At 60.8% G+C, this 15,895-nt stretch carries 17 protein-coding genes; 8 read left to right on the top strand and 9 right to left on the bottom strand.

Annotated elements, in window-relative coordinates:
- Nucleotides 1-65: 65 nt before the first annotated feature.
- From hycI to hycA, 9 genes are all read right to left on the bottom strand, one after another.
- Nucleotides 66-521, bottom strand: coding sequence for a hydrogenase maturation peptidase HycI (hycI, locus tag DOU50_RS09835; RefSeq protein WP_148769290.1), 456 nt, complete (start codon nt 519-521; stop codon nt 66-68).
- Nucleotides 514-924 (bottom strand): formate hydrogenlyase maturation HycH family protein, encoded by a 411-nt coding sequence (locus DOU50_RS09830; RefSeq protein ID WP_048993001.1) that lies wholly within the window; start codon nt 922-924, stop codon nt 514-516. Before DOU50_RS09830 ends, hycI begins: the two co-directional genes overlap by 8 nt.
- Entirely contained in the window at nt 921-1,688 is a 768-nt protein-coding gene (locus DOU50_RS09825) for an NADH-quinone oxidoreductase subunit B family protein (RefSeq protein ID WP_148769289.1), read from the bottom strand. The genes DOU50_RS09830 and DOU50_RS09825 overlap by 4 nt, the downstream gene beginning before the upstream one ends.
- The gene (locus tag DOU50_RS09820) at nt 1,688-2,230 is read right to left on the bottom strand and encodes a formate hydrogenlyase complex iron-sulfur subunit (protein ID WP_048993003.1); all 543 of its coding nucleotides are present in this window, start codon (nt 2,228-2,230) and stop codon (nt 1,688-1,690) included. The genes DOU50_RS09825 and DOU50_RS09820 overlap by 1 nt, the downstream gene beginning before the upstream one ends.
- Before the next feature lie 9 nt (nt 2,231-2,239).
- On the bottom strand, nt 2,240-3,949 hold the full coding sequence (hycE, locus tag DOU50_RS09815; protein WP_148769288.1) for a formate hydrogenlyase subunit HycE: 1,710 nt from the start codon (nt 3,947-3,949) through the stop codon (nt 2,240-2,242).
- A 15-nt stretch (nt 3,950-3,964) separates the two neighbouring features.
- Complete coding sequence (locus DOU50_RS09810; RefSeq protein WP_148769287.1) at nt 3,965-4,888, bottom strand: respiratory chain complex I subunit 1 family protein; 924 nt, start codon at nt 4,886-4,888, stop codon at nt 3,965-3,967.
- Between the two features lies 1 nt (nt 4,889).
- The gene (gene hycC, locus DOU50_RS09805) at nt 4,890-6,704 is read right to left on the bottom strand and encodes a formate hydrogenlyase subunit 3 (RefSeq protein ID WP_148769286.1); all 1,815 of its coding nucleotides are present in this window, start codon (nt 6,702-6,704) and stop codon (nt 4,890-4,892) included.
- Nucleotides 6,701-7,309: a 4Fe-4S dicluster domain-containing protein gene (locus DOU50_RS09800; protein WP_023308971.1), complete on the bottom strand. Its 609-nt coding sequence runs from the start codon at nt 7,307-7,309 to the stop codon at nt 6,701-6,703. The genes hycC and DOU50_RS09800 overlap by 4 nt, the downstream gene beginning before the upstream one ends.
- A 70-nt stretch (nt 7,310-7,379) precedes the next feature.
- Nucleotides 7,380-7,844 (bottom strand): formate hydrogenlyase regulator HycA, encoded by a 465-nt coding sequence (gene hycA, locus DOU50_RS09795; RefSeq protein WP_024909233.1) that lies wholly within the window; start codon nt 7,842-7,844, stop codon nt 7,380-7,382.
- Nucleotides 7,845-8,055: 211 nt separating this feature from the next.
- On the opposite strand from hycA, the gene hypA reads away from it, so the two are divergent.
- The 8 genes from hypA to DOU50_RS09755 all read left to right on the top strand — a co-directional run.
- Entirely contained in the window at nt 8,056-8,406 is a 351-nt protein-coding gene (gene hypA, locus DOU50_RS09790; protein ID WP_029739533.1) for a hydrogenase maturation nickel metallochaperone HypA, read from the top strand.
- Nucleotides 8,407-8,409: 3 nt separating this feature from the next.
- Nucleotides 8,410-9,273, top strand: a complete 864-nt coding sequence (gene hypB / locus DOU50_RS09785) for a hydrogenase nickel incorporation protein HypB (RefSeq protein WP_148769285.1) — start codon at nt 8,410-8,412, stop codon at nt 9,271-9,273.
- Nucleotides 9,264-9,536, top strand: a complete 273-nt coding sequence (locus tag DOU50_RS09780; protein WP_024909236.1) for a HypC/HybG/HupF family hydrogenase formation chaperone — start codon at nt 9,264-9,266, stop codon at nt 9,534-9,536. The genes hypB and DOU50_RS09780 overlap by 10 nt, the downstream gene beginning before the upstream one ends.
- 2 nt (nt 9,537-9,538) lie before the next feature.
- Nucleotides 9,539-10,660 (top strand): hydrogenase formation protein HypD, encoded by a 1,122-nt coding sequence (gene hypD / locus DOU50_RS09775; RefSeq protein WP_024909237.1) that lies wholly within the window; start codon nt 9,539-9,541, stop codon nt 10,658-10,660.
- Complete coding sequence (gene hypE, locus DOU50_RS09770) at nt 10,657-11,667, top strand: hydrogenase expression/formation protein HypE (protein ID WP_148769284.1); 1,011 nt, start codon at nt 10,657-10,659, stop codon at nt 11,665-11,667. Before hypD ends, hypE begins: the two co-directional genes overlap by 4 nt.
- Before the next feature lie 57 nt (nt 11,668-11,724).
- Complete coding sequence (flhA, locus tag DOU50_RS09765; protein WP_148769283.1) at nt 11,725-13,797, top strand: formate hydrogenlyase transcriptional activator FlhA; 2,073 nt, start codon at nt 11,725-11,727, stop codon at nt 13,795-13,797.
- A gap of 152 nt (nt 13,798-13,949) precedes the next feature.
- Nucleotides 13,950-14,948 (top strand): ABC transporter substrate-binding protein, encoded by a 999-nt coding sequence (locus DOU50_RS09760; RefSeq protein ID WP_024909240.1) that lies wholly within the window; start codon nt 13,950-13,952, stop codon nt 14,946-14,948.
- Nucleotides 14,948-15,895, top strand: a 948-nt coding sequence (locus DOU50_RS09755; protein WP_148769282.1) for a FecCD family ABC transporter permease, incomplete at its 3' end; no start/stop codon positions are given. The genes DOU50_RS09760 and DOU50_RS09755, both read left to right, overlap by 1 nt.

Here is a 15,895-nt window from a genome sequence, read left to right as displayed (position 1 = left end):
CTCCCACAGGGAGAGGGAGATGGGTTTGGTAGGCCGGGTAAGGCGAAGCCGCCACCCGGCACTGCTCAGAGCTGAGAAAAACCTCCATCCCCAACCCACCCGGCTAGTCGTGAATACACCACCTCCACCGCCTCCTTCACCGGCGGCGTCATCGGGTAATAAAACCCGACAATGTCCGGCTGAATGCCCAAAAACAGCACCTCGCCCACGTCACTTTTGATCTGATCCACCAGGTAGTTCAGCGGCATATTGTGGGTGGTCATCATAAACATCTCGGCGATGTCGTCCGGGTCAATCAGGCGGATCTCACCGGGGTTGAGTCCCATATCGGTGGCATCGACGATTAACAGCCTGTCCGGACGCAGCTCGCGGATGGCGACCACGTCGTTTTCCGGCGCGCTGCCGCCGTCAATCACCACCCAGCTGCCCTGTGGGTTCGCGGCGCACATCTCCGCCAGCAGCGGACCCGCGCCGTCATCGCCCATCATGCTGTTGCCGACACACAGTAAAACGTCAGTCACGTAATCTCCTCACCATCAGGTAGATGGCACTCTCCTGATGAATATCATGCAGCATGCCGAGCAACGTTTTGCTCCACGCCTGCTGCCCGGGGGTTTGCCTGCCGAGCGCCGCGTCAAAGGCGTTGGCGAGCATCGCAATGTGGTTCGCATCGATCACGATCTCGCCGTACTTCGGCACGCCCTCCATTTTGCGCCGCGCCGTACTGCCCTCCTCCAGCGTGGCGATCCACGCCAGATACTCGGACCACGGACAGCTCAGCGCCGCCTCCAGGCAGTCAATCACCCCGAGGTGATGCCCAATCGCCAGGCTGTAATAGACCACCTGCTGCGCCGCATCCGGCGTGGCATCGTTCTCATCAATAAACTTACGGCTCAGCTGGCTGAACACCACCGTTTCACTCATCGGATACGCGCCTCATCGACGATGCTGTTCAGGTTCGCCACAATCTCATTGAGGCGCGGATCGTTTTCCGCCTCCAGCCAGCGTGCGACCTGATGCTCGCCCTGGCTCAGCAGGCGCAGATAGTCGTCGGCAATCTGACGGCCGTAGCGATAGCCCGCCAGCCTGCGCGCCGTGCGATCGACCTTCACCCGCAGCGGCTGCACCATGTCCGGGTGCAGAATGGCCGCAGCCTGGTTGTCGAGCTCGCCTGGCTCGCGGGCGTGGATTTTCTGCTCCAGCAGGCCGAGCGCCATCGCAAAGCCGTACAGCGTGGCGGCGGGCGTCGGCGGACAGCCCGGAATGTAGACGTCCACCGGCACGATTTTGTCGGTGCCGCCCCAGACGCAGTAGAGGTCATGGAAGATGCCGCCGCTGTTGCCGCAGGCGCCGTACGAGATGCAGATTTTCGGGTCCGGCGCGGACTGCCAGGCGCGCAGCGCGGGCGAGCGCATTGCGCGGGTGACGGCCCCGGTGAACAGCAGGATGTCCGCATGACGCGGGGACGGCACCACTTTGATGCCGAAGCGCTCCGCGTCAAACAGCGGCGACAGCGTAGCGAAGATCTCAATCTCGCAGCCGTTGCAGCCCCCGCAGTCCACGCGGTAGACGTAGGCGGAGCGTTTGATTTTTTTCAGCAGCGACGCCTTCATGCTGGCGATGGATTCGTCCACCGTCATCGGCACCGGAATGCCGTTAGCGTCGCGCGGGCCCAGTAGGTTTTCCATCAGCTGGCCTCTCTCATATGGCGGGTGATATCAATACGGTCGGACGGCAGCAGGCACTTCTGACGCTTGCACGCCGGGCAGGTTTCAAAGCTTTCGCGGTGATGCTCCGCACGGGCGTCGCCGTTGTGCTGCAGCAGCGCGATGGCGTAGTCGATCTCTTTTTGCACGGCGAACGGGCGTTTGCAGACGCGGCAGTTGCACAGGTCAAAGCGCGACTGCTGCAGGAAGTCCTCTTTCTTCCACACCGCCAGCTCGTACTCCTGCGACAGGCGAATGGCGACCGTCGGGCAGACCTCCTCGCAGCGGCCGCAGAAGATGCAGCGCCCGAGGTTAAACTGCCAGGCCAGCTCGCCGGTTTTGAGATCCGTTTCCACCGTTAAGGCGTTCGACGGACAGGCGTTGACGCAGGCCGCGCAGCCGATGCACTGCTGCGGGTTATGTTCCGGCTTGCCGCGAAAGTTTTTATCCACCGGCATCGGCTCCAGCGGATAGCTGCTGGTCTGCGTGCCCGTTTTGATCACTTTTTTGATAAAGGTAAACATGGCGAGTCCTTATTTCAGCGGCGAGTTTTTACGCTCGATGCTGTAGCGCTCAAGCTCTTTGTACGGCACCACCTGGCTTTTCTTCTTGCGCACATCGACTACGGTCATGCGGTCGGTGCAGGAGTAGCACGGGTCGAGGCTGCCGATGATCAGCGGCGCGTCAGAGACGGTGTTACCGCGCAGCATGTAGCGCAGGGTTGGCCAGTTGGCGTAGGTGGCCGCGCGGCAACGCCAGCGGTAGAGCTTCTGGTTGTCGCCGGTCATGCTCCAGTGGATATCGTCCCCGCGCGGCGCTTCGGCAAAGCCAAGGGCAAAGCGGTTCGGGATGTAGGTGAAGCCCTCCACCATCAGCGGGCCGCCCGGCAGGTTGTCCAGACCAAAGTCGATCATGTTCAGGGCGGTGAACACCTCGTTGATGCGCACCTTGAGCCGCGAGATGACGTCACAGCCCTGCTCGCTGTGCACGGTCATCGGCAGCAGGCCGTAGCCGACGAACGGGTGATCCGCACGCGTGTCGCGGGCGTGCCCGCTGGCGCGCACCATCGGGCCGACGTTGCTGAAGTCGCGGGCGATCTCCGGGTCAAGGCGGCCAATGCCGACGGTGCGCTGCTCGATGTTTGGCGTGCTGAGAAGCATGTCCACCAGCTCCTGCACGTCGCGGCGCATCTGCTGCGCCAGCTGACGGGTCTGGATCATGTCGTCCTTCAGCAGGTCGCGGCGGATCCCGCCGATCAGGTTCAGGCCGTAGGTTTTACGCGCCCCGGTGAGGATCTCCGCCATCTTCATCGACGCTTCGCGCACACGGAAGAACTGCATAAACCCGGAATCAAAGCCGACAAAGTGGCAGGCCAGACCGAGGTTCAGCAGGTGCGAGTGCAGGCGCTCCACCTCCAGCAGAATGGCGCGGATCATCTGCGCGCGCTCCGGCACCACGATCCCCATGCCGTTCTCCACCGAGGTGGTGTAGGCGGTGCTGTGGGCAAAGCCGCAGATGCCGCACACGCGGTCAGAGAGGAAGGTCACTTCGTTGTAGCCCATGCGGGTTTCCGCCAGCTTTTCCATGCCGCGATGGACGTAGAACAGGCGGTAGTCGGCGTCGATAATGTTTTCACCGTCGACGAACAGGCGGAAGTGGCCCGGCTCGTCAGAGGTGACGTGCAGCGGGCCGATCGGCACCACGTTATTCTTCTTGCTGCCCAGCTCGTTGATAAACTCGTAGGTTTCGCTGTCGGTGGTCGGCGCCGGACGCTGGCGGTAGTCCATGCTGTCTTTGCGCAGCGGATAGAGTTCGTCCGGCCAGTCGTCCGGTAGCACCAGGCGGCGCTCGTCCGGCAGGCCGACCGGCACCAGGCCGTACATGTCGCGCACTTCGCGCTCGCCCCAGACCGCGGCAGGCACGCGCGGCGTGACGGACGGGTATTCCGGCTTGTTCGGGTCGACTTCGACGCGCACGGTGAGCCAGCACTTTTCGCCCTGCTCCATCGACATTACGTAGTACACCGCATAGCTGCCGCACAGCTGGCGCTCGTCGTTGCCGAACAGTACCGACAGCCAGCCGCCCTGCCGGTAGTAGAGAAACTCCACCACTTCCGGCAGGTAGTTCACCTTAATAGTGACGGTTACCTGGTCTTTGGTTTGCCAGGATTCCTCCAGCACCACGCCGGGGAAAGCCTGATGCAACGCGGCGAGATACTGCTGACCTTTCTTTTCTTCAGACATAAAAATTCTCTTTAATCACGCCACCAGCAAGGAGACGAACGCTAAAAATGCAAAACCAAAACCGGCCCAGGTGATGCGTGACGTTTCGACAAAACGCAGGCGCGCCATGCTGTTTTCGAACAGGGCAATCACCAGCACGCCAACCAGCAGCTTGAGGACGGCAACCACGACGGCCAGCAGCAGACCGCCCGCGGAGAAGTGCGTCATCTGCCCCCACGGGAAGAAGACGCCGACAAACATCTGCAGCACCACCAGCTGTTTGAGGCTGATGCCCCACTTCAGAACCGCGAAGCCGTAGCCGCTGTACTCGGTAAGCGGCCCTTCCTGCAGCTCCTGCTCGGCTTCCGCCAGATCGAACGGCAGTTTGCCCATCTCAATGAAGGTGGCGAACGCGCAGGCGCACAGCGCCAGCACCAGCGGGATTGAGCGCGCCACCGGCCAGTGGTAAACGGTGTGGGTGATAAAGCTGATGTGGGTGGAACCCGCCACCTGCGCGGCGACCCACAGCCCCAGCAGCAGGATCGGCTCAACCAGCACGCCCAGCATCGCCTCGCGGCTGGCACCGATGCCGGTAAACGGGCTCCCGGTGTCGAGGCCCGCAATCGCAAAGAAGAAACGGGCGATGGCAAAGAGGTAGATAAGCGTAATCAGATCCCCGAGCGCCGGCAGCGGCGATCCCACCGTCACCACCGGCAGCGCGGTGGCGATGGTCAGCATGACGCCCACCATCACGAACGGCGTCAGGCGGAAGACCCAGCCTGCGGCATCCGGCGCCACGCCCTGACGAGAAAGCAGTTTGAAGAGATCGCGGTACTCCTGAAGCACCCCAGGCCCGCGACGGTTGTGCATCCGGGCGCGCGCCACGCGCGTGATGCCCGACAGCAGCGGCGCGGCGGCGAACAGCACCAGCGCCTGAAGAATTGCCAGTAACAGACTCATGTCAGGCTCCTCGTGAAATCACAATGACCACCAGCACCGCCAGCTCGATGACCGCCAGACGGCGGAACAGCGCGGGCGCGGCGGCGCTCTGCCAGCCGGGTACCCAGGCCACCGGATTCAACCAGTGGCGCAGCTTCAGCACGGCGGCGAAGTTCTCCTTCACCGGCATGGCGAAACCGTGGGCGGTGATAACCATCGACTGTTCATGTTCGTAGCCGCAGGCCCACGCCGCACCGCGCGCGCGGGAGGTGAGCCTGTCGCGTTTGAAGAACAGCATCAGGACGAGCGGCAGCAGCGGTGCGCCAATCAGCAGCAGCGCGATCATAGGCTGAGAGACGGTGGTATTCGCCACGGTCAGCGGCAGCGGAATGGCGTTGCCCAGCAGCGGCAACAGCCACGGCGCGGCGACGCCGCCCGCGATGCAGCACAGCGCCAGCGCGACCACGCTCACGCCCATCAACAACGGTGCGCAGCAGGCGTTTTCAGCTTCGCGGGTGCGCGGCGCGCCGAGGAAGGTCACGCCGTAGACTTTCGCCATGCACATCACCGCCAGCGCCCCGGTAATTGCCAGCCCGACCGCCAGCAGCGGGCCGAGCAAACGCGCGATAAAGAGATCGCTCTGACCGAGCGCGAAGAAGGACTGATAGATCACCCACTCCCCGGCAAAGCCGTTCAGCGGCGGCAGCGCGGCCATCGCCATCAGCCCGACCAGCATCGCCAGTGAAATTACCGGCATCTTTTTGCCAATCCCGCCCAGCTTTTCGATATCCCGATGGCCGGTGCGGAACCAGACGCTGCCCGCCCCGAGGAACAGGGTGCTTTTAAACAGGCTATGGTTAACAAGGTGATAAAGACCGCCGATAAAACCGGCCGCGATTAGCGCCGGATGATTGAGCGCCAGCCCGGTCACGCCCGCGCCAATACCGAGCAGGATGATGCCGATATTTTCAAGCGTGTGGTACGCCAGAAGACGCTGGATATTGTGCTCCATCAGCGCGTACAGGCCGCCGACGAACGCGGTAATCATTCCGGCGATCAGCAGCACAACGCCCCACCACAGCGGCGGTTGTCCGCCGGCCAGTGTAATCGCCAAAATTCCGAACAGACCCACTTTCATCACCACCACCGAAAACAGCGCGGCGGCGGGCGCGGAGGCATTCGCATGCGCCTGCGGCACCCAGCCGTGCAGCGGGATGATGCCAGCGAGCAGGCCAAAGCCGATAACGCCCAGCAGCCAGACGTCATTCCCCAGCGGATGCCCGTTGAGCGCAGAGAAATCCAGCGTGCCAAAGCGTTGCCACACCAGCCAGCAGGCCAGCGCCAGCAGCAGCGTCCCCAGGCGTCCCAGCGCAAACCACAGCTTGCCGGAGGCGCTGCAGCCCGTCAGGAACACGCCGCACAGCGCCATGATTTCCGCCATCACCACCAGCGCGCCGAGGTTGCTGGCGATAACGGTACAGACCGCCGTCGCCATCAGCAGATTGACCAGCAGGCCGTTGGCTTTAGCGTGCGGGTGGCGGTGCCAGTCGATATTGAACAGGCTGATAAACAGCCCGCACAGACCAAACGTCACCAGCCAGATGGCGTTCAGGGGCGTGATCTCAACGGTGTGCCGAATCAGCGGCATCACGGTTTCTGCGGACTGGCCGCCGAGCAGGACAACGCCGCCTGCCGCCAGCGTCATCAGGCTAGCTACCGCCCCGCCAATCCCGGCGATCGCGCCGCTCAGGGTTTTATGGAATGAGAAGATCAGCGCCAGAACAGCGGCGGCAGTAAAACAGGCTACCGCGCTGGTAATCATCATTGCCGCGTTCATTTCGCCCCCTCGTTAAGCGCCTGTAGCAGAGAAAGGTCGCCAAAATCACTGTTGATGGTCAGCTCGCGTTTACGCTTGCTGGTACGGGCGATGTCGCGAATGTTAACCAGAATCAATGCCTTAGTCGGGCAGGTGCGCACGCAGGCCGGACCCTGCTCATCGAAGCTGCACAGGTCGCACTTCACCGCCACGGCGCGGATGCCGGGCACCCAGTCCAGCAGCGTGCTTACGCGTGCCGGAGCCGGTGGCGCAGGCGGGGCTTTTGGCGAGTTAGCGTTCGCCGGAATGTGCAGCGGACGGCTGCCGGAAAATTCAATCGCGCCAAACGGGCAGGCGATGCCGCACAGCTTGCAGCTTACGCACAGGCTTTCGTTCAGCTGGACAGCGCCATCAACACGGGTGATGGCATTCACTGGGCAGACACCCGCGCAGGGAGCATCTTCACAGTGATGGCAGAGCTGCGGGGCAGACTCTTTTTCATTACGCATGACGTGCAGGCGCGGCATGGACTGCAGCCCATGCAGGCGATGCGTTTCCGAACACGCCGCCTCACAGGTTCGACAGCCAATACAGACCGTCGAGTCGGCAATTACAAAACGGTTCACCGGGTCATCCTCTGGTGATAGTCATTTTTGACGAAAAACTGTCTTGTCGACACTTCTCGACACGCAAGGGTCAGGCCACGTTCGCTGAGGTATTTCCGTCCATCAGCTGCTTCAGGTTGACCGGGAGATCGCGTTCAACGGCGGCGTACAGGCCGTTATAGACCGGCGCGATTTTTTCCAGATAGTGCTCCAGCACCTGCTGGCGATCGCGGTTGCTGACGTGGCCGTCCACCATGCCGTCGGCCATCAGCTGCGCCTTCGCAATACACTGTTTTTCGCCGTCTTTTGTCTCGAGGTGGTACTCAATGGTGTGGCTGTTGAAGTTATCCGCCAGGGTCACGTTAATGGTGAAATGGCCGAACAGGACAAAGCTCATATCCCCCTGTGCCGCGCAGCTCATCGCGTGGTGAAGACGCGCTTTCGAGAGGGTAATGCCCTGAACCAGCGAGTTGCAGTAAAGGTGCCACTGGTCCTGCAGCTGCTGATGACGCTGCGCGATGTAATCCGCTTTTTCGCTGATTTCCCAAATAGTCATAGAAGGTATCCGTTTAATGGAGATAGCGGCTGTTAAGCAGATTCCATGCCAGTTTTTATCTTTATGATTTTTAATGTGTTTAATTGCAAAACCGCTGTCAACGCCGCGGTGTCGACGTGTCATTTCGACAGCGTTGACATCGTCACGCCTTAACAAAAATCAAGCTGGCATCGTTATTGCATTCAATGGCGCAATTCACTGAGGAGGCGTCATGCACGAAATCACCCTCTGCCAGCGGGCTCTGGAACTTATCGAGCAGCAGGCAGTGCAAAACCACGCGAAACGCGTTACCGGCGTCTGGCTGAAGGTCGGGGCGTTTTCCTGCGTCGAGACCAGCGCCCTGAATTTCTGTTTTGAACTGGTGTGCCGCGGCACGCTGGCGGAAGGCTGCGAACTGCATATTGAAGAGCAGCAGGCGGAGTGCTGGTGCGAACAGTGCCAGCAGTACGTCACCCTGCTGTCATCAAAGGTTCAGCGCTGTCCGCAGTGTCAGAGCACCGGTCTTCGCATCGTGGCGGATGACGGCATGCAGATCCAACGTCTCGAAATCGAGAAGGAGTAAAGTATGTGTAGTACCTGCGGTTGCGCCGAAGGCAACCTGTATATAGAAGGGGATGAACATCGCCCCCATTCCGCGTTTCGCTCCGCGCCCTTTTCTCCTGCCCCACGACCTTCTGCGGCACTGACCGGTATCACCTTCGCTCCGCAGCGCTCCGAAGTGGGCGATCTGCACTACGGCCACGGGGAGGCGGGCACCCACGCGCCGGGCATCAGCCAGCGCCAGATGTTGGAGGTGGAAATCAACGTGCTGGACAAAAATAACCAGATCGCCGCCCGCAACCGCGCGCGCTTTGCCACCCGCAAACAGCTGGTGCTAAATCTGGTCTCCAGCCCCGGCTCCGGCAAAACCACGCTGTTAACGGAAACGCTCAAGCGCCTGAACAGACGCGTCTCCTGCGCGGTGATTGAAGGCGACCAGCAAACCGTTAACGACGCGGCGCGTATTCGCGAAACCGGCACCCCGGCGATTCAGGTTAATACCGGCAAAGGCTGCCACCTGGATGCGCAGATGATTGCCGACGCCGCCCCGCGTCTGCCGCTGGCGGATGACGGAATTCTGTTTATTGAAAACGTCGGCAACCTGGTCTGCCCGGCGAGCTTCGACCTGGGCGAACGGCACAAGGTGGCGGTGCTTTCGGTGACCGAAGGCGAAGACAAACCGCTGAAGTACCCGCATATGTTTGCCGCCGCGTCCGTCATGCTGCTGAACAAAGTCGACCTGCTGCCGTACCTGAATTTCGACGTGGATAAGTGCCTGGCTTATGCCCGTGAAGTGAATCCGGAGATTGAGATCCTGCTGGTCTCCGCCACGCGCGGTGACGGCATGGACAGTTGGCTACAGTGGCTGGAGAACGAGCGATGTGCATAGGCGTCCCTGGACAAATTTACGCCATCGACGGTAATCAGGCCAAAGTCGAGGTCTGCGGCATCCTGCGCGACGTGGACCTGACGCTGGTGGGCAACACAGATGAAACGGGCGCATCGCGTCTCGGCCAGTGGGTGCTGGTGCACGTGGGGTTCGCCATGAGCGTGATTAACGAAGCGGAAGCCCGCGACACGCTCGACGCCCTGCAAAATATGTTCGACGTGGAGCCTGACGTGGGCGCGCTGCTGTACGGCGAGGAGCGGTAATCATGCGTTACGTTGATGAATACCGCGCGCCGGAGCAGGTGCTGCAGCTTATCGGCTACCTGAAAACGCGCGCAGCGCTGCTGGACTATACGAAAGAAAGACCGCTGCGGATCATGGAGGTGTGCGGCGGGCACACGCACGCCATCTTCAAATTTGGCCTCGACCAGCTGCTGCCGGAGAACATCGAGTTTATCCACGGCCCCGGCTGCCCGGTCTGCGTGCTGCCGATGGGGCGCATCGACAGCTGTATTGAAATTGCCAGCCAGCCCGACGTCATTTTCTGCACCTTTGGCGACGCGATGCGCGTGCCGGGGAAAAACGGCTCGCTGCTGCAGGCAAAAGCGCGCGGTGCGGACGTGCGGATCGTCTATTCGCCGATGGATGCCCTGACGCTGGCAGAGAATAATCCCGCGCGTAAGGTGGTGTTCTTTGGCCTGGGGTTTGAAACCACCATGCCCGCCACCGCCATCACGCTGCAGCAGGCGAAAGCGCGCGGCGTCGATAACTTTTTCTTCTTCTGCCAGCACATTACGCTTATCCCCACCCTGCGCAGCCTGCTGGAAGAGCCGGGAAACGGCATTGACGCCTTTCTGGCACCGGGGCATGTCAGCATGGTGATTGGCACAGACGCCTACGGTTTTATCGCTGAACAGTACAATCGTCCGTTAGTGGTCGCTGGTTTCGAACCACTTGATCTACTGCAAGGTGTCACCATGCTGGTTGAGCAGAAAATAGCGGCCCTGAGTGCAGTGGAAAACCAGTACCGGCGCGTGGTGCCGGATGCGGGAAATGAACGGGCACAGCAGGCAATAGCCGACGTGTTTAGCGTTGAGGGCGACAGCGAATGGCGTGGTCTGGGGCTGATTGCCGAATCCGGCGTGCGCCTGACGTCAGCCTATCGCACATTCGACGCTGAAGCGCATTTCCGCCCGCAGCCGCAGCAGGTTTGCGACGATCCACGGGCCCGCTGCGGCGAGGTGCTCACCGGCAAATGCAAACCGCATCAGTGCCCGTTATTTGGCAATACCTGCAACCCGCAAACGGCGTTTGGCGCGCTGATGGTCTCCTCCGAAGGGGCGTGTGCCGCGTGGTATCAGTATCGCAACCAGGAGAGTGAAGCATGAATACGGTTGAAATGGCGCACGGTAGCGGCGGACAGGCGATGCAGCAGCTCATTAACCGGCTATTTATGTCGGCCTTTAACAACTCCTGGCTCGCCGAACAGGAAGACCAGGCGCGCATTGACCTCGCCACCCTCACCGCCCAGGGCGACAGGCTGGCCTTCTCCACCGACAGCTACGTCATTGACCCGCTGTTCTTCCCGGGTGGCGATATCGGCAAGCTCGCCGTCTGCGGCACGGCCAACGACGTGGCCGTCAGCGGCGCCGTTCCGCGCTACCTCTCCTGCGGGTTTATCCTCGAAGAGGGCCTGCCGATGGAGACGCTCACGGCAGTGGTCAACAGCATGGCGCAGACCGCGCGCGAGGCGGGGATAGCTATCGTCACCGGCGACACCAAAGTGGTGCAGCGCGGCGCGGCCGACAAGCTGTTTATCAACACCGCCGGCATGGGCGCGATCCCCGCCGATATTCACTGGGGCGCGCAGCAGCTTAGCGTGGGCGACGTGCTGATCGTGACCGGAACGCTAGGCTGCCACGGGGCGACCATCCTTAACCTGCGCGAAGGCCTGGGGCTGGACGGGGAACTGCGCAGCGACTGCGCGGTGCTCACCCCGCTGATTCAGACGCTGCGGGCCGTACCCGGCGTCAAGGCCCTGAGGGACGCCACGCGAGGCGGCGTGAATGCCGTGGCCCACGAATTTGCAGCAAGCTGCGGGTATGGGATTGAACTCACCGAGCGCAGCCTGCCCGTTAAGCCCGCCGTTCGTGGGCTCTGCGAACTGTTGGGGCTGGAACCGCTTAACTTCGCAAACGAAGGCAAACTGGTGATTGGCGTTGAACGCGCGGCAGCGGAAGCCGTTCTTGAACAGCTGCGGGCTCATCCGTCAGGAAAAGAGGCGGCAATGATTGGTGAAGTGGTTGAGCGCAAAGGGGTGCGCCTGACCGGGCTTTATGGCGTGAAGCGCACGCTGGATCTGCCGCACGCGGAACCTTTACCCCGTATTTGCTAGAACCGCGCCAAAAGCGGTCAGCATGGATTTTTTTGCTCGTTTCTACTGGAAAGCACTATGCCGTATACACCGATGAGCGATCTTGGACAGCAGGGCCTGTTTGACATCACGCGCACACTTTTACAGCAGCCCGATCTCGGCGCGCTGAGCGATGCCCTGACCCGGCTGGTCAGGCAGTCGGCGCTGGCCGACAGCACCGCGATTGTACTGTGGCATAGCGGAACGCACCGCGCGAGCTACTACTCAACGCGTGACAATGGCAAAACGTTTGAATACGAAGACGAAACGTATCTCGCGCATGGCCCGGTGCGCCGCATTCTCTCCCGACCTGAAGTGCTGCACTGCAACTTTGAGGAGTTCCGCCAGGCGTGGCCGCGGCTGGCACAGAGCAACCTTTATCAGCCTTTCGGGCATTACTGCATGTTGCCGCTGGCGGCAGAGGGTCAGATTTTTGGCGGCTGCGAGTTTATCCGCACCACCGACCAGCCCTGGAGCGAGGCGGAATACGAACGCCTGCACACCTTTACCCAGATTGTGGCCGTCGTCGCTGAGCAGATCCAAAGCCGCGTGACCAATAATGTGGATTACGACATGCTGAGCCGCGAACGCGACAACTTCCGCATTCTGGTCGCCATCACTAACGCCGTGCTGTCACGGCTCGACATGGATGAACTGGTGAGCGAAGTCTCGAAAGAGATCCATCACTATTTCAAAATCGACGCCATCAGCATTGCGCTTCGCGGCCATCGCAAGGGCAAGCTGAACATCTACTCCACGCATTATCTTGATGAAGCCAACCCGGCACACGAGCAGAGCGAAGTGGATGAAGCGGGGACCCTTTCTGAACGAGTCTTCAAAAGCAAAGAGATCCTCCTGCTCAACCTGAACGAGCAGGACCCGGCAGCGCCGTACGAGCGGATGCTGTTTAACACCTGGGGCAACAAAATTCAGACCCTGTGCCTGCTGCCGCTGATGTCCGGCAACACCATGCTGGGCGTGCTTAAGCTGGCGCAGTGTGAGGAGGGCGTGTTCACCACCGCCAACCTGAAGCTGCTGCGTCAGATCGCCGAACGTATTTCCATCGCCCTGGATAACGCCCTCGCCTATCAGGAAATTCATCGTCTGAAAGAGCGTCTGGTGGATGAGAACCTGGCCCTGACCGAACAGCTCAACAACGTGGACAGCGAGTTTGGTGAAATCATCGGGCGCAGCGACGCCATGTACAGCGTGCTCAAGCAGGTCGAGATGGTGGCGCAAAGCGACAGCACGGTGCTGATCCTGGGTGAAACCGGTACGGGTAAAGAGCTGATTGCCCGCGCCATCCACAACCTGAGCAACCGCAACAGCCGTCGGATGGTGAAGATGAACTGCGCCGCGATGCCCGCAGGGCTGCTGGAAAGCGATCTGTTCGGCCACGAGCGCGGTGCATTCACCGGGGCAAGCAGTCAGCGGCTGGGCCGTTTTGAGCTGGCGGACAAAAGCTCGCTGTTTCTCGACGAAGTGGGCGATATGCCGCTGGAGCTACAGCCGAAACTGCTGCGCGTATTGCAGGAGCAGGAGTTTGAGCGCCTGGGAAGCAACAAGCTTATCCAGACCGACGTGCGGCTGATTGCCGCCACCAACCGCGATCTGAAAAAAATGGTCGCCGACCGCGAGTTTCGCAGCGACCTTTACTATCGCCTGAACGTGTTCCCGATCTTCCTGCCGCCGCTGCGCGAGCGCCCGGAAGATATCCCCCTGCTGGTCAAAGCGTTTACCGCCAAGATCGCGCGCAGGATGGGGCGAAATATCGACAGCATTCCTGCCGAGACGTTGCGTACCCTTTCATCGATGGAGTGGCCCGGCAACGTGCGCGAGCTGGAAAACGTCATCGAACGTGCGGTGCTGCTGACGCGGGGGAATGTGCTGCAGCTCTCCCTGCCTGAAGTGACGCCGCCTGACGTGACCCTGCCCGCCGCCGAGACAGCGAAAGAGGGAGAAGATGAATATCAGCTCATTATGCGCGTGCTGAAAGAGACCAACGGCGTAGTCGCCGGGCCGAAAGGTGCCGCCCAGCGCCTGGGGTTAAAACGCACCACCCTGCTGTCGCGCATGAAGCGACTCGGGATTGAGAAAGAGAGCCTGGCTTAAGCCCCTACTCTGGCGGTGTTTTCTGGCACCGCCTTTCGTTACCCCGCGCAATTGTCCCTCATTGACACAAAATCGTTTCCTCTGTATAAAATTCCGCCTTAATAATGAGTTTCATTTGCATCAATAATAATATTAATCAAGGGTAGCGTTTCATGAAGAAGGTCATCTGCGCGTTAGGCCTGGCGGTTGCGTCGGTCAGTTCTGCTCTGGCAACCACATATCCTCTGACCATTGAAAACTGTGGCTATAAAGAAACATTCACCAAAGCGCCGGAACGCGTCGTGGCCCTGGGCCAGAATACCGTCGAAATTTTGCTCCTGCTGGGGCTGGAAGATAAGGTGAAGGCCAGCGCCTTCTGGCCGACCAAAGTGCTGCCGCAGTTGGCGGAACAGAACGCAAAAATCAAAACGCTGACGGTAGAAATCCCGACGCTGGAATCCATCCTTTCGCAAAACCCTGATTTTGTTCCTGCCCAGCTTCCTCTGCTGCTTGGGCCGGAGAGTAAGGTCGCAAAGCGTGAAGATCTGGCCACTGTCGGCGTGAACAGCTATTTATCACCGGGCATGTGCGCGACCAAAAAGGCCGCCGGCGATATGTACGGCAGCCGCCAGAAGCTGTGGGATATGACCTATCTCTATAAAGAGATTGAGGATTTCGCTAAAATTTTCAACGTTGAAGATCGCGGCCAGGCCGTGATTGCCGATTTCAAAAAGCGCGAGGCCGACCTGCGTAAGGAATTCGGCAAGAACAAAAAAGACCTGTCGTTTGTCTTCTGGTTCTCCAGCTCATCCCCTTCTGCGGACGCCTACGTCGGCGGTAAAAACAGCGCCTCAGGGTTCATCGCTGACGTGCTGGGCGGGCATAACGCCATCACCTCCGAGACCGAATGGCCGACCGTGGGTTGGGAGAGCATTATTGCCGCCAATCCGGATGTGATTGTGGTCTCCAGCCTGGACCGCAACCGCTGGGCGCTGGATAACGCACAAGAGAAAATCAAATTCCTGAAGAGCGATCCGGCGGTCAGCCAGCTGGACGCGGTAAAAAAAGGCCACATCGTGGTGATGGACGGCCAGGCGATGAATCCGACGATCCGCACGATTTACGGGGCTGAGCAGGTCGGCGAACAGCTCAGAAAGCTGGGGCTGAACTGATGACATCCGCCGTTCTTCAGGCCCGGCAGAGCCTGGTTCTGACGACCTCGGCTTTGCTCGCCCTGGTACTGTTATTTCTGGTGATCGCCCTGAGCGTCAGCGTCGGCGAGCTGTCCATCCCGCTGGATAACGTGTTTTACGCCATCAGCAATAAAATGGGGCTTACCGAGGTTCCGCTCACTCGCATCTATGAGAGCGTCATCTGGGACTTTCGCCTGAGCCGCGCGCTGGTGGCGGCCTGCTGCGGCGCGGGGCTGGCCATCTGCGGAGCCGTATTGCAGAGCCTGCTGAAGAACGCGCTGGCGGAACCCTACGTGCTCGGCGTGTCCGCGGGCGCGTCGACCGGGGCGGTTTCTGTCGTCGTATTGGGGATCGGCACCGGTGCGGTCTCCCTCTCTGCCGGTGCCTTTGCCGGGGCGTTCGCCGCGTTTGCGTTTGTCGCGTTTCTGACGAACGGCGCGCGCGGCGGGAATGAACGGACCATTCTGGCAGGGGTCGCCGCCTCGCAGCTTTTCAACGCCATTACCGCCTACACCATCAGCACCTCCGCCAGCGCCCAGCAGGCGCGCGACGTGATGTTCTGGCTGCTGGGCAGCTTCAGCGGCGTACGCTGGCCTGAATTCCAGCTGGCGCTGGTCGTGGTACTGATTGGATTAGCCGTTTGCCTCTACTATTCCCGGGCGCTGGATGCCTTCACGTTCGGTGATGACGCCGCCGCCTCTTTAGGTATTGCCGTCCCGTGGGTGCGCCTGACGCTCTTTACCACTACCGCGCTGATTACCGCGACCATCGTCAGCATGGCGGGGTCAATCGGCTTTGTCGGGCTGGTGGTGCCGCACGTGATGCGCTTCCTGTTCGGGCCGCTGCACCGCACGCTGCTGATTGCCAGCGCGCTGGCAGGGGCGATCCTGATGGTGCTGGCAGACATTGCCTCGCGCATGCTGATT

Origin of the sequence: Enterobacter sp. C6, assembly GCF_008122455.1 — a bacterium.
GTDB classification, from domain to species: domain Bacteria; phylum Pseudomonadota; class Gammaproteobacteria; order Enterobacterales; family Enterobacteriaceae; genus Enterobacter; species Enterobacter pseudoroggenkampii.
The sequence above is the reverse complement of the archived record's forward strand: the minus strand, read 5'-3'. Positions and strand labels throughout refer to the sequence as shown.